The sequence below is a fragment of the Heyndrickxia sp. NPDC080065 genome, assembly GCF_050281185.1.
Taxonomy (GTDB): domain Bacteria; phylum Bacillota; class Bacilli; order Bacillales; family Bacillaceae_C; genus Heyndrickxia.
In genome coordinates, this window is the sequence record NZ_JBNNWS010000025.1 from 1 (window position 1) to 16,661 (window position 16,661).

Annotated in this window: 17 protein-coding genes; 11 read left to right on the forward strand and 6 right to left on the reverse strand. The window is 34.8% G+C overall.

Features of this window, described 5'->3' with window-relative positions:
• Positions 1–681 precede the first annotated feature (681 nt).
• The 3 genes from ACQKP0_RS22600 to ACQKP0_RS22610 all read left to right on the forward strand — a co-directional run bounded on the left by ACQKP0_RS22600 (position 682) and on the right by ACQKP0_RS22610 (position 4,395).
• Complete coding sequence (locus ACQKP0_RS22600) at positions 682–984, forward strand: ArsR/SmtB family transcription factor (protein WP_427408130.1); 303 nt, start codon at positions 682–684, stop codon at positions 982–984.
• 216 nt (positions 985–1,200) lie between these two features.
• Positions 1,201–2,382 carry an MFS transporter gene (locus tag ACQKP0_RS22605; RefSeq protein WP_427408078.1) on the forward strand — a complete coding sequence of 394 codons (1,182 nt, stop codon included), beginning with the start codon at positions 1,201–1,203 and terminating at the stop codon, positions 2,380–2,382.
• Positions 2,383–2,895: 513 nt separating this feature from the next.
• Positions 2,896–4,395, forward strand: a complete 1,500-nt coding sequence (locus tag ACQKP0_RS22610; protein WP_427408079.1) for a M1 family metallopeptidase — start codon at positions 2,896–2,898, stop codon at positions 4,393–4,395.
• Positions 4,396–4,506: 111 nt separating this feature from the next.
• On the opposite strand, the gene ACQKP0_RS22615 is transcribed toward ACQKP0_RS22610, so the two are convergent.
• Positions 4,507–4,992, reverse strand: a complete 486-nt coding sequence (locus tag ACQKP0_RS22615) for a DinB family protein (protein WP_427408080.1) — start codon at positions 4,990–4,992, stop codon at positions 4,507–4,509.
• 203 nt (positions 4,993–5,195) lie between these two features.
• Here ACQKP0_RS22615 and ACQKP0_RS22620 point away from each other — a divergent pair, with 203 nt between their 5' ends.
• Both ACQKP0_RS22620 and ACQKP0_RS22625 read left to right on the forward strand, forming a co-directional pair.
• A complete protein-coding gene (locus tag ACQKP0_RS22620; protein ID WP_427408081.1) occupies positions 5,196–5,828 on the forward strand; it encodes a hypothetical protein in 633 nt (210 codons plus the stop codon).
• 248 nt (positions 5,829–6,076) lie between these two features.
• Positions 6,077–6,364, forward strand: a complete 288-nt coding sequence (locus tag ACQKP0_RS22625) for a hypothetical protein (protein ID WP_427408082.1) — start codon at positions 6,077–6,079, stop codon at positions 6,362–6,364.
• 562 nt (positions 6,365–6,926) lie between these two features.
• On the opposite strand, the gene ACQKP0_RS22630 is transcribed toward ACQKP0_RS22625, so the two are convergent.
• From ACQKP0_RS22630 to ACQKP0_RS22640, 3 genes are all read right to left on the reverse strand, one after another.
• Positions 6,927–7,394 (reverse strand): DUF3291 domain-containing protein, encoded by a 468-nt coding sequence (locus ACQKP0_RS22630; RefSeq protein WP_427408083.1) that lies wholly within the window; start codon positions 7,392–7,394, stop codon positions 6,927–6,929.
• A 285-nt stretch (positions 7,395–7,679) separates the two neighbouring features.
• The gene (locus tag ACQKP0_RS22635; protein WP_427408084.1) at positions 7,680–8,120 is read right to left on the reverse strand and encodes a hypothetical protein; all 441 of its coding nucleotides are present in this window, start codon (positions 8,118–8,120) and stop codon (positions 7,680–7,682) included.
• A 156-nt stretch (positions 8,121–8,276) separates the two neighbouring features.
• Entirely contained in the window at positions 8,277–9,134 is an 858-nt protein-coding gene (locus ACQKP0_RS22640) for a LysR family transcriptional regulator (protein WP_427408085.1), read from the reverse strand.
• Positions 9,135–9,268: 134 nt separating this feature from the next.
• Between ACQKP0_RS22640 and ACQKP0_RS22645 the strand changes: the two genes are divergently transcribed.
• A complete protein-coding gene (locus tag ACQKP0_RS22645) occupies positions 9,269–10,237 on the forward strand; it encodes a DMT family transporter (RefSeq protein WP_427408086.1) in 969 nt (322 codons plus the stop codon).
• A gap of 340 nt (positions 10,238–10,577) precedes the next feature.
• On the opposite strand, the gene ACQKP0_RS22650 is transcribed toward ACQKP0_RS22645, so the two are convergent.
• Positions 10,578–11,099, reverse strand: a complete 522-nt coding sequence (locus tag ACQKP0_RS22650) for an ECF transporter S component (protein WP_427408087.1) — start codon at positions 11,097–11,099, stop codon at positions 10,578–10,580.
• Between the two features lie 274 nt (positions 11,100–11,373).
• Between ACQKP0_RS22650 and ACQKP0_RS22655 the strand changes: the two genes are divergently transcribed.
• From ACQKP0_RS22655 to ACQKP0_RS22675, 5 genes are all read left to right on the forward strand, one after another.
• The gene (locus ACQKP0_RS22655; RefSeq protein WP_213108886.1) at positions 11,374–11,535 is read left to right on the forward strand and encodes a hypothetical protein; all 162 of its coding nucleotides are present in this window, start codon (positions 11,374–11,376) and stop codon (positions 11,533–11,535) included.
• Between the two features lie 152 nt (positions 11,536–11,687).
• The gene (locus tag ACQKP0_RS22660) at positions 11,688–12,743 is read left to right on the forward strand and encodes a Cfr family 23S rRNA (adenine(2503)-C(8))-methyltransferase (RefSeq protein ID WP_427408131.1); all 1,056 of its coding nucleotides are present in this window, start codon (positions 11,688–11,690) and stop codon (positions 12,741–12,743) included.
• Positions 12,744–13,214: 471 nt separating this feature from the next.
• Positions 13,215–14,693, forward strand: coding sequence for an Lsa family ABC-F type ribosomal protection protein (locus tag ACQKP0_RS22665; protein WP_427408088.1), 1,479 nt, complete (start codon positions 13,215–13,217; stop codon positions 14,691–14,693).
• A gap of 286 nt (positions 14,694–14,979) precedes the next feature.
• Positions 14,980–15,324, forward strand: a complete 345-nt coding sequence (locus ACQKP0_RS22670) for an ArsR/SmtB family transcription factor (RefSeq protein ID WP_427408089.1) — start codon at positions 14,980–14,982, stop codon at positions 15,322–15,324.
• A gap of 29 nt (positions 15,325–15,353) precedes the next feature.
• The gene (locus ACQKP0_RS22675) at positions 15,354–15,869 is read left to right on the forward strand and encodes an SRPBCC domain-containing protein (protein ID WP_427408090.1); all 516 of its coding nucleotides are present in this window, start codon (positions 15,354–15,356) and stop codon (positions 15,867–15,869) included.
• Positions 15,870–16,022: 153 nt separating this feature from the next.
• Here ACQKP0_RS22675 and ACQKP0_RS22680 read toward each other — a convergent pair whose 3' ends face one another.
• A complete protein-coding gene (locus ACQKP0_RS22680) occupies positions 16,023–16,640 on the reverse strand; it encodes a TetR/AcrR family transcriptional regulator (RefSeq protein ID WP_427408091.1) in 618 nt (205 codons plus the stop codon).
• Between the last annotated feature and the right edge of the window lie 21 nt (positions 16,641–16,661).

The following is a 16,661-nucleotide window of genomic DNA, read 5'->3' on the forward strand; positions in this document are numbered from 1 at the left end:
GCTATGAATATCAGATACGCACCTGTGATTGATGGTACCAGTCAATCAGCATAGGGAACTATATGTTCTGCCCTATGAGGGGTGATGAGACACCCTCATCTTGAAGGCTGTTCAAAACAGAAATGGACTGCGAATGCAAAGTCATTTAAGAATCCCACCCGACACAACGAAAGGTGTAGGGCTTGCGGCTTTAGCCGTGGGAGTCTCAAGATTTAATATTTGTCCATCAGCGGTGGGTGATACAATAATTTGCTTTCCTCTTTTTGATATTAAGAATATTATATCCAAATCTTGCAGAATATCTAGCTCATTACGGGCGTTGATCCAAAATAGGATTAAGAGCTGATTAACAAAAGTTTATCAGTTTTTTTCTTTGCACAAAGTTTAGTAGACCCCAAAAAATTTGTAGCAAATGATAATTTTAATCGTCGTCCTATTTTATCTATAGAATTCCCTTCAGGAAATGGTGTGGGACAAGTAAGAGTAATGGCAAAAATTTATGGTGCTTTTGCTTGTGGTGCAAAAACGCTCGGATTAAGGGAAGAAACAATAAATGAATTAAAGAAAAGAGCCATCCCTCCGAAAGCAGGGTATTATGATCATGTGAATTGTATATTTTGGTTTCTACCTCAGAAAATCCAACATATTGACATATTAAAATATCACGATATAATAATTCGTATGAAACCAATTGAAATCTTCAAAGCCTTATCAAATGAATCAAGGATGCAAATTTTGTCATGGCTGAAGGAGCCTGATCGTCATTTTATACCCCAAGAAGGGATTGATATGAGTACAACAGGGGTTTGTGTTTGTCAAATAACAGAGAAATTGAAAATGACGCAATCAACTGCTTCCCAATATCTAACCATACTTTTAAGAGCTGGTCTTATTAAGGCAGAACGAATAGGAAAGTATACTTATTACAAGAGGGACGAAGAGGCCATTAGTAAAATTGCTGACTTTTTAAAAAATGAAATATGATAATGGAAATGAATCATTTTAGAGAATTCATTTTCATATTTTCATAACTAATAAACATCTCTAGATGTTTATTTTTACCACCAACATATCGACGTATTATGATATGTTTATTTTTTAAACTAACATATCGACATATTACGATGTGTTTATTTTTACGACTAATATATCGTTATATTACGATGTGTGAATATGTGAAAAATTAAGGAGTGAACTTTCATGTCTAACACTTGGAAAATATATATTTTAGCCATTATCAGCTTTTTAGTAGGAACCTCAGAGTACATAATTTCCGGTATTTTGGATAATATTGCTCATACACTTGGGATAACCTTAGCTGCTGCGGGCCAGTTAATTACGATCTTTTCACTAGTATATGCTATTTTCACACCAATCCTCATGGCGTTGACAGCAAGTATAGATAGACGCAAATTAATGATTTATTCTCTCGGTCTGTTTGTTATAGGAAATATCATGGCGTTTACCCTCCCTGGTTATGGATGGTTTATTGTAGCACGAGTAGTTATGGCATTGGGAGCAGGTATGGTTGTTGTAACCGCATTAACAGTTGCAGCCAAGATCGCTTCAGAAGGTAAGCAGGGTAGTGCAATCGCTACAGTAGTCATGGGATTTACTGCATCTCTAATTATTGGTGTTCCACTTGGAAGAATGTCAGCTGAAGCATTTGGTTGGAAATCTGTATTTGGTGGAATTGCTCTACTAGGATTAATAGCAATGTTTATTATATACTTTACTCTTCCACAAATCGAAGGAGATAAGCCCGTACCTTTATCTCAACAGTTCTCTCTTTTGAAGAAACGAAAAGTTTTAATTGGATTATCTATCACTTTTTTTTGGCTCGGGGGATATTCCATTGCTTATACCTATCTTTCACCATACCTCCTTACCGTTTCAGGGATAAGCGACAAGTTGCTTAGCGGAGTTTTGCTTATATTTGGAATAGCAAGCTTGGTTGGATCGAAGTTCGGGGGATTTAGCACCGATCGATGGGGAGTACCCGTTACATTGATTGGCGGAATGTCATTACACATCATCACACTGATTTTGCTGTCACTCGTAACCCACTCATATTTTGGAGTGTTGGTGATTCTAATTTTATGGTCGTTTGCGGCATGGTCTACTGGGCCGACACAACAATATCACTTAGCTACAATAGAACCAGAATTATCGGGTGTATTGCTTGGCATCAATCAGTCAATGATGCAATTATCTATGGCTGCAGGTGCAGGAATAGGGGGTATTTTTGTTGAGAAGGTATCACTGGCTTCTATTACGTGGTTTGGGGCATTGGGGGTTGCAATAGCTATAGTTGCTTCCTTGATGGCTTCCCATTCAAATTCTAAACAAAAATCATCACATTTAAAAGAAATAAACCAGTAAATAATTCAAATAGGTTACCTATAGTCATTGAACAGAGTACAGCTTTTCATTTAGGGAGAAAGATTTCATATATATAAAGGTTTCTTAGTTAAAAAATCATGATGAGATTGAAAAAAGGATTAAATATTCAGCAATTAGGCGCTTTTCTTTTAAAAGAAAGCGTCTTTTTGTACCAATTAAGAGATTGGATTTTGTTAAATTGTAGCTGATAATGTGCACCTAAAGGATGAAGGGCAATATAATCCTGCTTTACAATTTTTGTAATCTGCTTTTTTTAAGATTATTTTTCTCGCCATTGTATAATCACTGTTTTGAATGTAGGAGTAAAATGCTCCTCATATCAAGGAGGAAAAGCCCCATGTATTACCGTATATTTAATAGAATAGAACCCTTCATACCTCAGTTTCTATCAATTTATGGGAAAAGAAAAGGCTTATATTTTATTAAAGGAAGTGGTATTAGTGTGTAAAGATAGTATAGAAGATTATCATTTTATAGAGGAAGATAGTCCTGATGAAAAATAATAAGTGGAGGATTAAAGTTTCAGGTATCTGCATTTTGCTGTTATTACTTGGTGGTTTTATATTGAAAAATACCCCACATAAAACAGTAACTACTGATAATGAGGTGAAAATAGCCAAAGGAAAAAAAGTTGATTCGAACAGCGATGGGAATACTTCTGGAGAAGGAAATACCAATGATTATACGATTAAAAATGCTAGTCAAGGTATTTATGATCTAAATTTGAAAATGGACAAAAACGGAAAATTTAGTGTGAAAGCGAATATAGAGGTGAAAAATAAAGGAGAAGAGTCCTGGGATAATCTTGTTTTTTATTTTATACCAAATGTATTTACGAAGGAAAATAAACCGGAAAAAATGAAAAGTGCGGGAACGGTTCATATGCAAAAGGTAACACTTGATGGTTCAGACATATCCTATACTTTAGATAAAGATACACTTTTAATAAAATTGACAAACAAGATGGTAAAAGGAGAATCCCATCAAGTCTCCATCCAATATCAATTTACAGTCCCAGATGATGGTTTTAGATTCACGAAAACAAAAAATGGAAACTATCATCTAGCACAATGGTATCCAATGCTAGCATACTATACGCATGGATGGTTAAAGCATCCGTACATGCCGAATAGCGAAACTTATCATACAGCACATACTGATTTTACATTAAGCTATCAGATTCCAAAAGGTTATATTTTTACCTCCACTGCACCAAATGAAAATTCAGACGCCACTAGTGGTGAAGTAAAAGCAAATAACGTAAAAGAGATGTTTGTCGGAATCCTAAAAAATCAAGAGATGCAGCAAGAAACGATAGATGGTATCCAAATAAGAGTGTTTGCTCCAGCGGGTCACAAACAAGTATTACAAAAATCTTTCCAGACAGTGAAGGAAGTTGTTCATTATTATAATCAAAAGATTGGAAAATACCCTTATCCACAACTTGATGTATTACTAGAAGAAGATAGCGATTCTATGGAGTATCCAGAAATTGTAACTGTTGGAATAACAGATGATCAAAGGGGATTAAATCACACTATAGCACATGAAATAGCTCACCAATGGTTTTATGGAATGGTAAGTGAGGACCCTTATACAGATGGATGGTTGGATGAGGGTCTTGCCGAACTTACGGCTGCTTTATACTGTTATTTAGCTGGTGGTGAATCAGCCGAAAAAAGTTTTGAACTAGCTACAAATCTATCAAATGCCATCACACAGCCAGGTCCATCTAATTTACCATTAGATCAATTCCCAGAGTACCATACCTATTCGTATTTATACGGTCAGCCTGTAATTATGCTTAAGGAATTATTTGAAGAGCATGGTGGTTTAAAAAATGGGTTTAAATTTTTAGCAGCTTATTTTAATACTTATAAATTTAAGGAAGTAAACACGAATGAATTTGTTCATTTCGCAGAAACATATTATCATTTAAAAAATAGAGATTTTTTCATGGGCTGGCTCGATATAAATAAGGAAGATAAATAGTTGTTTTTGATTGACCTCCATGTCTTAGGAGGTTATTTATTTGAACAAAAAATATATCCAGTTTTCTTTTCGCTTTGGATATACGAAGATGTCCGAAGCTCGTATATAAAATTATAATGTTTTAACCTGTTCTATTTTTAATCCGAAAATTTGAGGTGGCTCAATTTTGTTCATTTGTAAATATGCAGAGATTTGTCCACGATGATGGATTTCGTGTTCTGGAATCGCCATTAGTATTCTCCATGCACTAACTTCATGACCATGAAGGCCTAAAACCTTTTTAGTCAACACATCGTTACCAACTTTTAATAGACCCTCCGTTAGTTTTTTTTGACATGACTCTAAATAATTTGAAATATCCTCAATAGAAGCCCCTTTACCTGTATCATGTCCTGTGTATGTCCACGAACCATGTTCAAATATACCAAGAAACATCAAACGTGATGATGCGATATGTCGCAATAAATCACCTATAGAAAATTTATCTTCAGAAGGCTTCCAATCTAAAAGTTCATTAGGTATTGCTTTCGCATATTGCATTGTTCGTTTATGAATACCGTCTAAATATTTTACATATTCCTGTATATCATGAATCATGTTCCCACTCTCCAATTTTTCTGACTTTGATTACTTATATTCTTAATTCATTGGAAATAATCCTTTAAATTGTAGAATCAAATTTAGAAGGATTATTTTCTTTTTATAAGAATATTTACTGTAGGCATTTATTCAAATGCCGGAAAATTGTAGCAACGTGAGGGTTGCCTTAAATATAGGATAGAATAAAAGGCGGGGTATTTATGAATACGTTAGAACAATTACCAGAACCGGAAAGCTTAAAAACGCTAATGATCGTTCAAGCAGCTCTAAATACAATTCTTTGTGAGACTGAATGGCTTCGTTATCATAGCTTTGTTCAAGAATGGGATGAAGGAGTTTGTATGGCAAAAATTGATAATGGGGCAGGGGATCATCTTATCATGTTGTTTTCTGCTGAAGGTTCCATTATAAAGGGTTTTGATCATGAATCTCAATTAAGCCCATATGCACAAAACAAACATAAGGTATGGCCAGGCATCTACGATAACGCTCCGAGCGAATTATTATCTCTACTTGAACATGAAGGAATTGGAAAAGAAGATGTAACTTTTTGTATATGGCGTAAAAATAGTGATTCAAGCTGGCAGAAGGGGAAAGTTAAAATGCCAAAAGGGGCAGATGATGGTTCAAATTTTTTAATAGGTGCGATTTATCAGACACCAGAAGATTTCGTGCAATTCGCGGAAGATTATTTTGAATTAACACTGCCTATAGAAGTTGTTGAAAAAGTTTATGAGGGTGTCCCAATTACTGCGGAGAGGATTCAAATGCTAAACCCCGATTTTGTTACAGAGGAAGTTTATCGGGAGTTGGAATCATTGAGGCTAATTTAACGAAAAAAATGATTGAGTAACGGAAAACGATAGCCCAAAAATCAAGCCAATCTAACACTTTTTTTTCGTGTTTTGACTGGCCTTTTGTATGGAAGGATTGAATAGTCTAATACCTATTTTTTAAGATAAAGAGCTTCTTATCTAACAAAACATGCTTATAGCCTATTCCGCAAACTCCCATATCTACATAAAGTATTTAGTATTAAAGCCTTTTTCTATTACTTAAATCAAAGGATGTGAAAGCTAGTATGAACACCAATTACCAACAATCTTCTTATCAAGATGATTATTATCAAATTCGTCAACAAGCTTTATACCCACAAACAAATCTTCAACAACAAACTCTTTCGACGATAAGGCCAGTTGTTCAACATGGATTAAGAGAAGCCCAACACTTGGGCTATCAGCATGCATTAAGAGAAGCAGTTGCTATAGGATATTTAATGGGAAGAGGTTATGATTTTAATACTGCTTGGCGAACTGTTGAAACTTGGTGGAGACCGCCGGGGACTTCAATGCCTACTACTCCGTATTAAGGTTAAATGAGCTGTTTGAGTACAATGTTTTTTTGCGATTCAAACAGCTTTTTCTATCAAACAGCTTGCCTATCTTTCTTTAAGGTTGGTCCCAAAAGAAGTGATTACATACACCGACGACTTTCTTTTTACACTCACTATCTTAATACACATTTTGTGTCAACTATTCATTTAAAATAGATACTTCATAGATGTCTTCCCTTTCTACTTTCAAAATTAAATAGATTCACTACATTATAATAAATTTCGAAGAATCTTCCCCGTAGGAAAGGGGGTATTTGGAAGTTGAAGTTGGATACTATTGAGCATATCAAAGGATTTTCAGATATAGTAGTTCTTAACATGTATAGAAGTATTCTTAGATATACAGCATCAAATAATAATAGTATTAATCAAGAGACTTTAACTCTGTTATTGTTACTTGTGTCTGAAGTAAATAGTCGTGAATTGATTTAGCAATAACAGAGATGTAATTGCACTTTAGATTCGTATAAAGGGGAAGGTTCTTCATTTATCTTCCCTTTAAAATCAGATTTTCGAAAATTAAGAGAACCGCCCCCTGCTATTTTAATAAGAACGTCTCCCCTACTTCATCAAATGCGTGCTTAAAGTCAAACGCAAATGGAGTTGGTCCATGCTGAATATAATATTTGTATCTCTTCAAACCCTCATCCCAAGATACATCCTTTATCTTCTCCGTCCACCACACCACATATGTTGGTTGTTTCTCTTGATGACGTTCAATCCACTTGGATCTGTCTTGTAAAGCTTGCTTATGTTGACCTGAATAGGTAAAGCGATATAAAGATTGAAGGCTTTTCCATACCGTTAGTGTAAGAATAGGACAGCCCTCCCCTTTGATTGCTTCCTCAGGGAATGGTACTCCAATAGGTGAAAACTCTTCGATAAGATGCCCTGATATATCAGCCTGTCGCATTACTTTGTATCCTACTCTAAAAAAATCATGAGAGGCAGGATGTTCACACGGATGTTTTAGCCTACCAATAGTATAGATTGCAACAAAAGCCATAATTATCTCCCCATTTACACTTTTTACCTACATATATTCAAGAAAGACTGGACTAATTCCTGTTGAAAAAAATTGCTAATATGATTAAAACTGAAAATATTCTCGCTAGAATCTGCTCAAGCTTTAGTATCAAGAGAAGGGGGGATAAAAAGAGTGGAGTAATAATTTCGCTAACTAATTCTTTGCGGGATGGATCACCTATTTATTAACACCAATTACCATTACATAAGTTAAACATGCAATAACAAAAGGAAGAAACATTGATTTCTTCCTTTTAAGAAATATTTACTTAATCTTATTCTTCTTACTTCCAAAGATAATTAAAATTGAAGAAAATAGTGCAATATATACTCCATAACGAATCTGAGACATCTGATAAATAAGTGAATTGGTTAATGTTTTTCCAATATGCACACCAGACATGGTGTGATAAGTCATGGCAATCAAAAATATAATAATTGTCAATATTGACGATACTAAACGAATTCTTGAGGTGTTTTTTGATCTAAGTTCTTGAATTAAAACGATCATACATAGTATTGGAATTACAGAGAGTACAAGACCAAATAACGGAGATAACAATAAAATCATTGCAAGTGTATACTCAAATCCTGTAAGTGCTATATCTGAAATACCTTGCAATCGGTTTGACCAAGGTAGAAAGAAAGATGCAAACAATGTAATGATAAACAAGTTTCTAAATTTAAACATCCCTTTTATATTCATGGAAATCCTCTCCCTTTGTATAGTGAGAATTTATACATAATTAGACGTTCTAAACGACCGATACGTTTCATTCATTGGAAATAAATAACTTCCACCATGAGTTAAAAGATTATTAAACCAAGAAGGATTAAAGGTGCGATAACGACAGAAATGACCTTATATATACTTATGCTCATCAATTGTTTTTAAAAAACATTCCATCGAATTTGTCATATATGCATCCTTTCGTCGTATAAAGACGGTTGAAATCATACCGTATTTTTTTGGAATCGGATGACAATAAATCTTGCCTGTAGTAGAGAAATGTTTAGCAGCCGATTGCGGTACAAGCGTAACTCCAAGACCAATTGCAACACTGTTTAAAATGGTCTCTAATATGTTGAATTCCATGATTCTTTTTGGGAGTAAGCCTTCATCTTTGAGCCAGAGTTCTAGCTTGGAACGATATCCGCATCCTTGATTAGAAACAAGGATTGGTGTAGTTAAAAATTCTTCTATATGAAAGGAGTTGTTTTGTGAAATAAGAACAAGGTTTTCGGTACAAACATCATATTGTTCTAAAAGTGGATGATTAATTGGTCCAGTTATAAAAGCTCCGTCTAATTGGCGATCAGTTACTTCTTTAATAAGTTCCTCAGTTACACCAGCTTGCAGTGATAAATCGACATTTGGATACCCTTTATAGTAAGAGGCTAGAATGGTTGGTAATATACTTACAGTTTCAACTGTACCGATTTTTAATGTACCAACCGGCGTATTACTATCTAAAAATACTTCTTTCATTTCTTTAACATCCTGCAAAATTTTATTAACGTAAGTAAGCAATTTTCGCCCTTCTGCATTTAATGTCATCCCTTTTTTATGGCGATCAAAAAGAGGCGTTTTGAGCTCTTTTTCTAATAGTTTAATGCGTGCTGTTACATTGGATTGGACATAGTTTAATTCCTTTGCGGCATGGCTGATACTTCCGTGATTTGCCACGCTCTTGAAAATTTGTAAGTCTCGTAGTTCCATAGAACATCCTCCCTCAAAAACATCATTATAAATGATGTTTGATATCACTTTCAATCATTTTACGTGATGTATTTTCTTTTTTATAATTCTCTTTGTGAAATTCATAGAGGTTATATAGAAACGAGGAAGAATCAGTGAAAAAAAGTCAAATGATAGTAGGTGCAATTGCATGTTTAATTGCAAGTATGTCATGGGGAGCCATGTTTCCGGTTGCAGATCATGCACTTGAATATATAAACCCATTCTATTTTTCAACAATTCGTTATGGGGCTGTATCGATTGTATTAATCATTTTATTATGGATGAAAGAAGGTAGGAAAGCCTTTCGTTTAGAAGGGAAAGGTAAGCTGCTCGTCTTCTTTGGGACGATGGCGTTTACTGTTTACAACTTGCTTGTTTTCTTAGGCCAGACGTTAATGGGGAAATCCGGTGTTATGGTAGCGTCGATTATGGAGGCACTCATGCCAATGATTTCGATTGCTATTCTATGGGGGTATAAACATGTGAATCCGAAGAAGTATATGATTAGCAGTATGATCATTGCTTTTGTTGGAGCTATTTTTGTTATTACAAAAGGTGATATAAGTTTCTTTCTTACACTAAAACAGAATCTAGTTTCGCTCGCATTTATTTTAATTGGTGTTGTAGGATGGGTCATCTATACAATGGGCGGTCAAACATTTAGTGATTGGTCTACTCTTCGCTATTCAACATTGACATGTGTATTTGGTACGCTTGTAACATTTATCATAACGATGGTAATAACAATGCAAGGGTATGTATCAGTCCCAAGTATGGGAGCAATTTCTACTATTAAATATGATTTATTGTTTATGATGATATTGCCAGGTATTGTAGCATTGCTTAGTTGGAATTATGGCGTGAAAATCCTATCATCCATTAATGGGATTTTATTTATTAACTTCGTTCCAATTACTACATTAATCATTATGATGATACAAGGATATAGAATAACAATCTTTGATGTAGCAGGCACTCTACTTGTTATTACAGCGCTCATTCTGAATAACATATATCAGCGTAGAGAAGAAAACACGAATCAGCAAATTTTGCAAGAGGAAGAGTTGCGCCAGGTTGTCTAATATTTTCCTTTATAAAAATGAAACGTAAATCTGTTAAATAAGAATCCATTTTGTCTTTCAAAATGGATTCTTATTTATTTATCGTACAATACGGGTTTGCGAGGTGTTTTTAATCAAACTTTATTTCAAAGCTACACGAAACAAGTGACGTTGTTCATCACCTAAGGGCAGGGTAGCATTCGAGAGATATTTGTATCAAACTGAGGGAGTTCAAGAAGAGATAAATCTTTTATCTACAAATAAAAAAAAAGAAATTTCCTCTCCAAGTGATTTATCTTGAAGAAAGAAACTCCTCTTTTTTGTGTGACAGGTTACTTTTATAATAAACAATTATCACTTTTTATATTGTTATCTGTTTCTTTATGCGTGCTGCAAGAGGTACTACAATTATACCTGCTAATACGACCTGCATAATATTTCCTGGAATAGATCCAAATGGCTGTATCCAGTTACCATAAAGGATTACTTCTGCAAAATAGTAGCCAACAACTTTTATTATCAGTGCAAATGCAACCGCCAGAGTGTTAACAAGGATTCTATTGCCGGGTACTTTTTCGGAAATAAGTCCGACTACGAAGCCCATTGCACCAACGATGATAAATGTAAATGGTGCCCATATTGCCCAGCCAGATAACAGATCGAAGAGACCCATTCCGAAGGCACCTACTACAGCTCCTGTTTTTTTGCCGTAAACCAAGGCTGCTATAAAAAGAGGCACGTTACCCAGATGGATTAGCCCCCCGTTACCCATTATTGGGAGCCTTATGTTAATGAACATCGTGGCTACTAGGGTTAAGGCTATGAAAAGTGCATTGATGACTATGGCTTTTGTTTTAGTTGTCGGTAGGAATGTTGAATTCATATGATGACCTCTTTTTTTAAAAAATAATATCATATTATCAAAAACTAATAAATAGATAGGTTAAAACAATAGATATTCATAAGAAATGTTGTATAGCGTCTACCTGTATTAGGAAGATTTTATTTTGGCTTTGAAATATGATGTAGTCATCTGTCAGTAATTGCGGTCGAACGGTGCGGTTTAGTTTTACAATAATTCTCGAATTACACTTTACGTATACTCACTTATATGTTAGATTATTCAATAATAAATTTGACAAAAGGAGGTGCAAGCAATGTTAACTGTTTTTAGAATTCTGTTTGGTAAAAATGTAAAAATTGGTGATGGTTTAGCAGACAAAGGGAGTAGTCTGTCCTTTTTTATGCTATACAACCATACAAAAACAGTTATCGGAGCTTTGCCTCTATGGCAAATAAATTACAAGGCAATGACCTAGAGTCCTTATTTATTTGTGCATATTTTGATTTTAAGTTCGGCACCGATAATTCAATCGGTGCTTTTTTTGCATATATTTTTAACGCAAGGGATAGACAACTCCTTTCTATTTACTCCTATAAAACTAGAGGGTCTTATGGAAGGATGAGAAAGATGCAATTAAAACAAAGCAATAAGTATAGAAGAATAAAAGAATTTTTAAGGGAACATAATCACCCTAATTTTAGAATGAAACAAATATTGAATGCTATTTTTAAAGAAAGAATAAATAAATTCAACGAAATGAATGTACTTCCAAAATCGTTAAGGGAAATTTTAGTTAAGGAATTTGGAGAGTCTATTTTAAATGTTGTTCCTTTAAAGGAACAACATTCTGAGCAAGTCACTAAAGTCTTATTTGAAATTTCAGGAAATGAAAAAATAGAAACGGTAAATATGAAATATAAAGCTGGGTGGGAATCATTTTGTATATCTTCTCAGTGCGGATGTAATTTTGGGTGTAAATTTTGTGCAACAGGTGACATTGGATTAAAAAGAAACTTGACTTCAGATGAAATAACTGACCAAATCCTCCACTTTTATTTAAAAGGTCATTCAATTGATAGTATTTCTTTTATGGGGATGGGAGAAGCGTTAGCCAATGTACAAGTTTTTGATGCTTTAGATGTACTCACTGATCCTACGCTGTTTGCTTTAAGCCCTCGTAGGTTATCTATTTCAACTATTGGTATTATACCAAGTATAAAAAAAATGACTCTGAATTATCCGCAAGTCAATTTGACGTTTTCGTTACATTCTCCTTTTAATGAACAACGAAGTAAGTTGATGCCGATTAATGATAGGTATCCATTATTAGATGTATTGGACATATTAGATGAGCATGTACGAATAACATCAAGAAAAGTATATATTGCTTATATTATGTTACCTGGTGTGAATGATTCTATTGACCATGCTGAAGAAGTAGTAAGTCTATTAAAAGGTCGATATAAAGAAGGACGTTTATATCATGTAAATATAATCAGATATAACCCAACCGTCAGTTCTCCTTTAAGGTTCGGTGAAGTTGATGAAGGTCATGTTGTTAATTTTTACAAAAAATTAAAATCATCAGATATTAATGTGACCATTAGAAGTCAATTTGGAATTGATATAGATGCTGCTTGTGGTCAATTGTATGGAAATTATCAAAAGAGCAACAAGCAGTAATTTGAGATGAAGATGATGTTGATATTGTATTCTATAAAAAAAATTGTTAATATAAAAATACAATAATGAGAGGACTGATGGATGGACAATGATTAACTAATCTATATTTTTATTTGAAATGAATAACTTCAAACTACAAAATATAGGGTTAGTCTATCCATTTTTATAAATCAGTTTACACTTTATTTGTCATGATTCCAATGGCAAAAAAGAACTTATTTAATATAAGTGAAAGACTAATCCTTCCAATTACAAATTGGGAGGATTTTTTATTCTCCCATAGATAAGATTGAAATTTTTAATAAATAAAGGAGGGAGAGAAATGAGCAGTTCAGACACTATTGTTACGCATGTAATACTCCGTATAAGTCGTTAATATCCATCAAATTTATACGGAGAAATTGAGAGTAGATGGATGTACCGACTTTGTATAAATAGTAAAAAGTATTGAAATACAAAGGAGGAATTATCATGTCAATGATACAAGTTCAAGACTTAACTTTTTCATATCCAGGTAGCTTTGACAATATTTTTGAAGGTGTGAACTTTCAAATAGATACGGATTGGAAACTTGGATTTATCGGTAGAAATGGACGAGGTAAAACAACATTCTTTAATTTATTATTAGGAAATTATGAGTATAGTGGGAAAATCAATTCTTCGGTAGAATTTAATTATTTCCCTTATCCAGTTTCGGATAAAAACAAGTATACTCATGAAATCATTGAAGAAATTTGCCCCCAAGCAGAAGATTGGGAATTTCTTCGTGAAATATCCTATCTAAATGTTGATGCCGAGGTCATGTATCGACCTTTTAAAACATTATCAAATGGAGAACAAACAAAGGTGTTGCTTGCTGCACTTTTTTTGACTGAGGGTCAATTTTTATTAATTGATGAGCCAACCAATCATCTAGACACTGATGCACGAAAGATGGTCTCTGATTATCTAAGGAAGAAAAAAGGGTTTATTTTAATTTCACATGACAGAATCTTTTTAGATGGATGCGTTGACCATATCTTATCTATAAATAGAGCAAATATCGAAGTTCAAAGTGGCAACTATTCTTCATGGAAGTTAAATTTTGATAGGCAGCAGGAACACGAAGAGGCAACAAATCAGCGTCTACAGAAAGACATAGGGAGATTAAAACAGTCTTCAAAGCGTTCATCAGGTTGGTCTAATCAAGTGGAAGCTTCCAAAAATGGGACAACGAATTCAGGTTCTAAGTTAGACAAGGGTTTTGTAGGACATAAAGCGGCAAAGATGATGAAGAGAGCAAAGAACCTTGAATCAAGGCAACAAAAAGCTATTAAGGAAAAGTCAAAACTGCTAAAAAATGTGGAAAAAACTGAGTCATTAAAATTAGAATCATTGGAGTTTCATTCAAATGAATTGATTGTTTTGGCTGATGTGTCTGTTCAGTACGATAACCAAATAGTGAATAAGCCAATTAGCTTTAAAGTTGAACAAGGTGACCGAATTGTACTTGATGGAAAGAATGGAAGCGGAAAAAGTAGTATCCTAAAACTAATTCTAGGAGATCCAATACAGCATACAGGCTCAATGAATTTAGATTCAGGTATCATTATTTCCTATGTCCAACAAGATACTTCTCATTTGAAGGGACTATTATCGGACTTTATTGAAGAGCATGAGATTGATGAAACGTTATTTAAATCCATCCTGCGTAAGATGGATTTTGACCGAATTCAATTTGAGAAAGATATATCTCATTATTCTGGTGGACAAAAGAAAAAGCTGCTTATAGCCAAAAGTTTATGTGAAAAAGCTCATTTATACATTTGGGATGAACCGTTAAATTTTATTGATATTTATTCACGCATACAGATTGAAGAGCTTATACAAAGATTTAATCCCACGATGGTTATTGTTGAGCATGATCAGGCATTTCAACAAACAGTTGCAACAAAAACTATATCTATGTAGTTTAATATAAAGAATTGAAGATATAATCAGTAAATCAGGTTATTAAACTAGAGGGAGCATTAATTCAAGAAGGATTAATGCTCTTTTTTTGAATAGATCATTCTTTCACTCAACCTATGAAGAATTGGATTCCGTGAATTCGGTACTGACTCGGTATCACTTTAGATTTTAATATTCCTTTACAGGAATATTCCTTATTAGGTATAATCAATTCAATAGAACGATAATAATAGTGATGATGTAAATGTGCTTTAACCGGAGACCATCACTTGACGAGGTGAGCAACATGTCAGGGAAGATTTCGTACGTGAACATGACGACGCTTAGCGCTTTGTCTGAACCAAATCGTATGAATATCGTCGAACTCTTGCGTGACGGTCCCCTGACCGTTGGGGAAATCGCCGACCAACTGGGATTGAAGCAGCCCCAAACTTCGAAGCATCTAAAAGTGCTAAGCGAAAACGGGATTGTGGAAGTGCAGGCCGAAGCTAACCGCCGCATCTACAAGCTCCGACCCGAGCCTTTCCAAGCGCTGGATTCTTGGATACAGTCCTTCCAGCACGTAATGCAAGAAAGATTCGACAATCTAGATGATTATTTGAAGGAATTGCAGAACAAGGAAAAATTATAAAATCATTTCATTTACAAGGAGGAATTAAGATGTCAAACAATGCAATGGTATCGAGAGTAGAGAATGATCGGATATTGGTACTGGAGCGCGTTTTCGATGCCCCACGCGATCTCATATTCAGGATGTTTAAAGATCCGGAGCATCTGAAACGCTGGTGGGGGCCGAGGGGCTGGGAGATTCCGGTCTGTACCGTCGATTTCCGTCCGGGAGGCGTTTGGCACTACTGTATGAAGTGTGTCGATCAGAATCTAGGTAAATTTTATGGTATGGAAGCCTGGGGGAAAGGGGTTTATAAGGAGATTATCGAGCCGGAGAAGATCGCCTACACCGATTACTTTTCGGATGCCGAAGGCAATTTGAATGACTCCATGCCGTCGACCGAGATGACATTGGAATTCATCGATTTGGGTGGAAAGACAAAGCTGATAAACCGCGCTGAATATGTTTCCGAAGAGGCCCTTAAGACCGTCATGGACATGGGAATGCTGCAGGGAATCACCGAAACTTGGGACCGTTTGAACGAGCTAGTGGAGTCGCTGAAGTAGAGTTAACGTAACGCTGTTTTCAGAGGGGCTAGAGCTGAAGATCAATATAGATTTCAACTTTTGCTTCTTCCATTAATGAAGCAGGTTTAATAAGCATATGAATAAAAAAGGGACAGTACAACTTTGCTAGGTACTGTCCCTTTTTCCTTCTATTTACTTTTTCAGGCCCGCCGCAAAGAAAGGACCATTTATTGTTATCATGGATAAAATACGAGCCATCTCTTGGGGAGCTTCCTGCCTATCACCATTCAGCCATTGTTGAATAACACCTATATGTGCCGAAGCAATATAGGATACTAAGTATTCACCTGGAACTAACAAATTTGTCTGCTTGGCAATTGGATTTTTGTTATTTTCAAAAAGTGTGTTCCACATAAATTTTTTCAATTTTGTTTGGAACGATAAATCTCCTTTTGGACCCAATACAGCTTTCATAAACCCTCTATTTCGATCTAGATATTCAAAAATTGAAACTGCAATGGTAAAGGGTGCTGTAGTCATAGGATTTGTGTCTAGATCGGTAATCAGATCCGGAAATTTGTTTTTTACAATGTCAGCCATTCCATTCATAATTTCTTCCTGACATTTGGCCATTAAATCATATTTATCTTGATAATGGGTATAAAAAGTTCCACGATTGATTTTTGCCCTAGTTGTGATGTCCTTAACCGTAATTGCCTCAAAACCTTTTTCCTCCATCAATTCTACCAATGCATCTCGGATGGATTCTTTTGTACGAATGACTCGTAAATCCGTATTTATATCTCGCAAGCCGTAATCCTCCTAAATTTT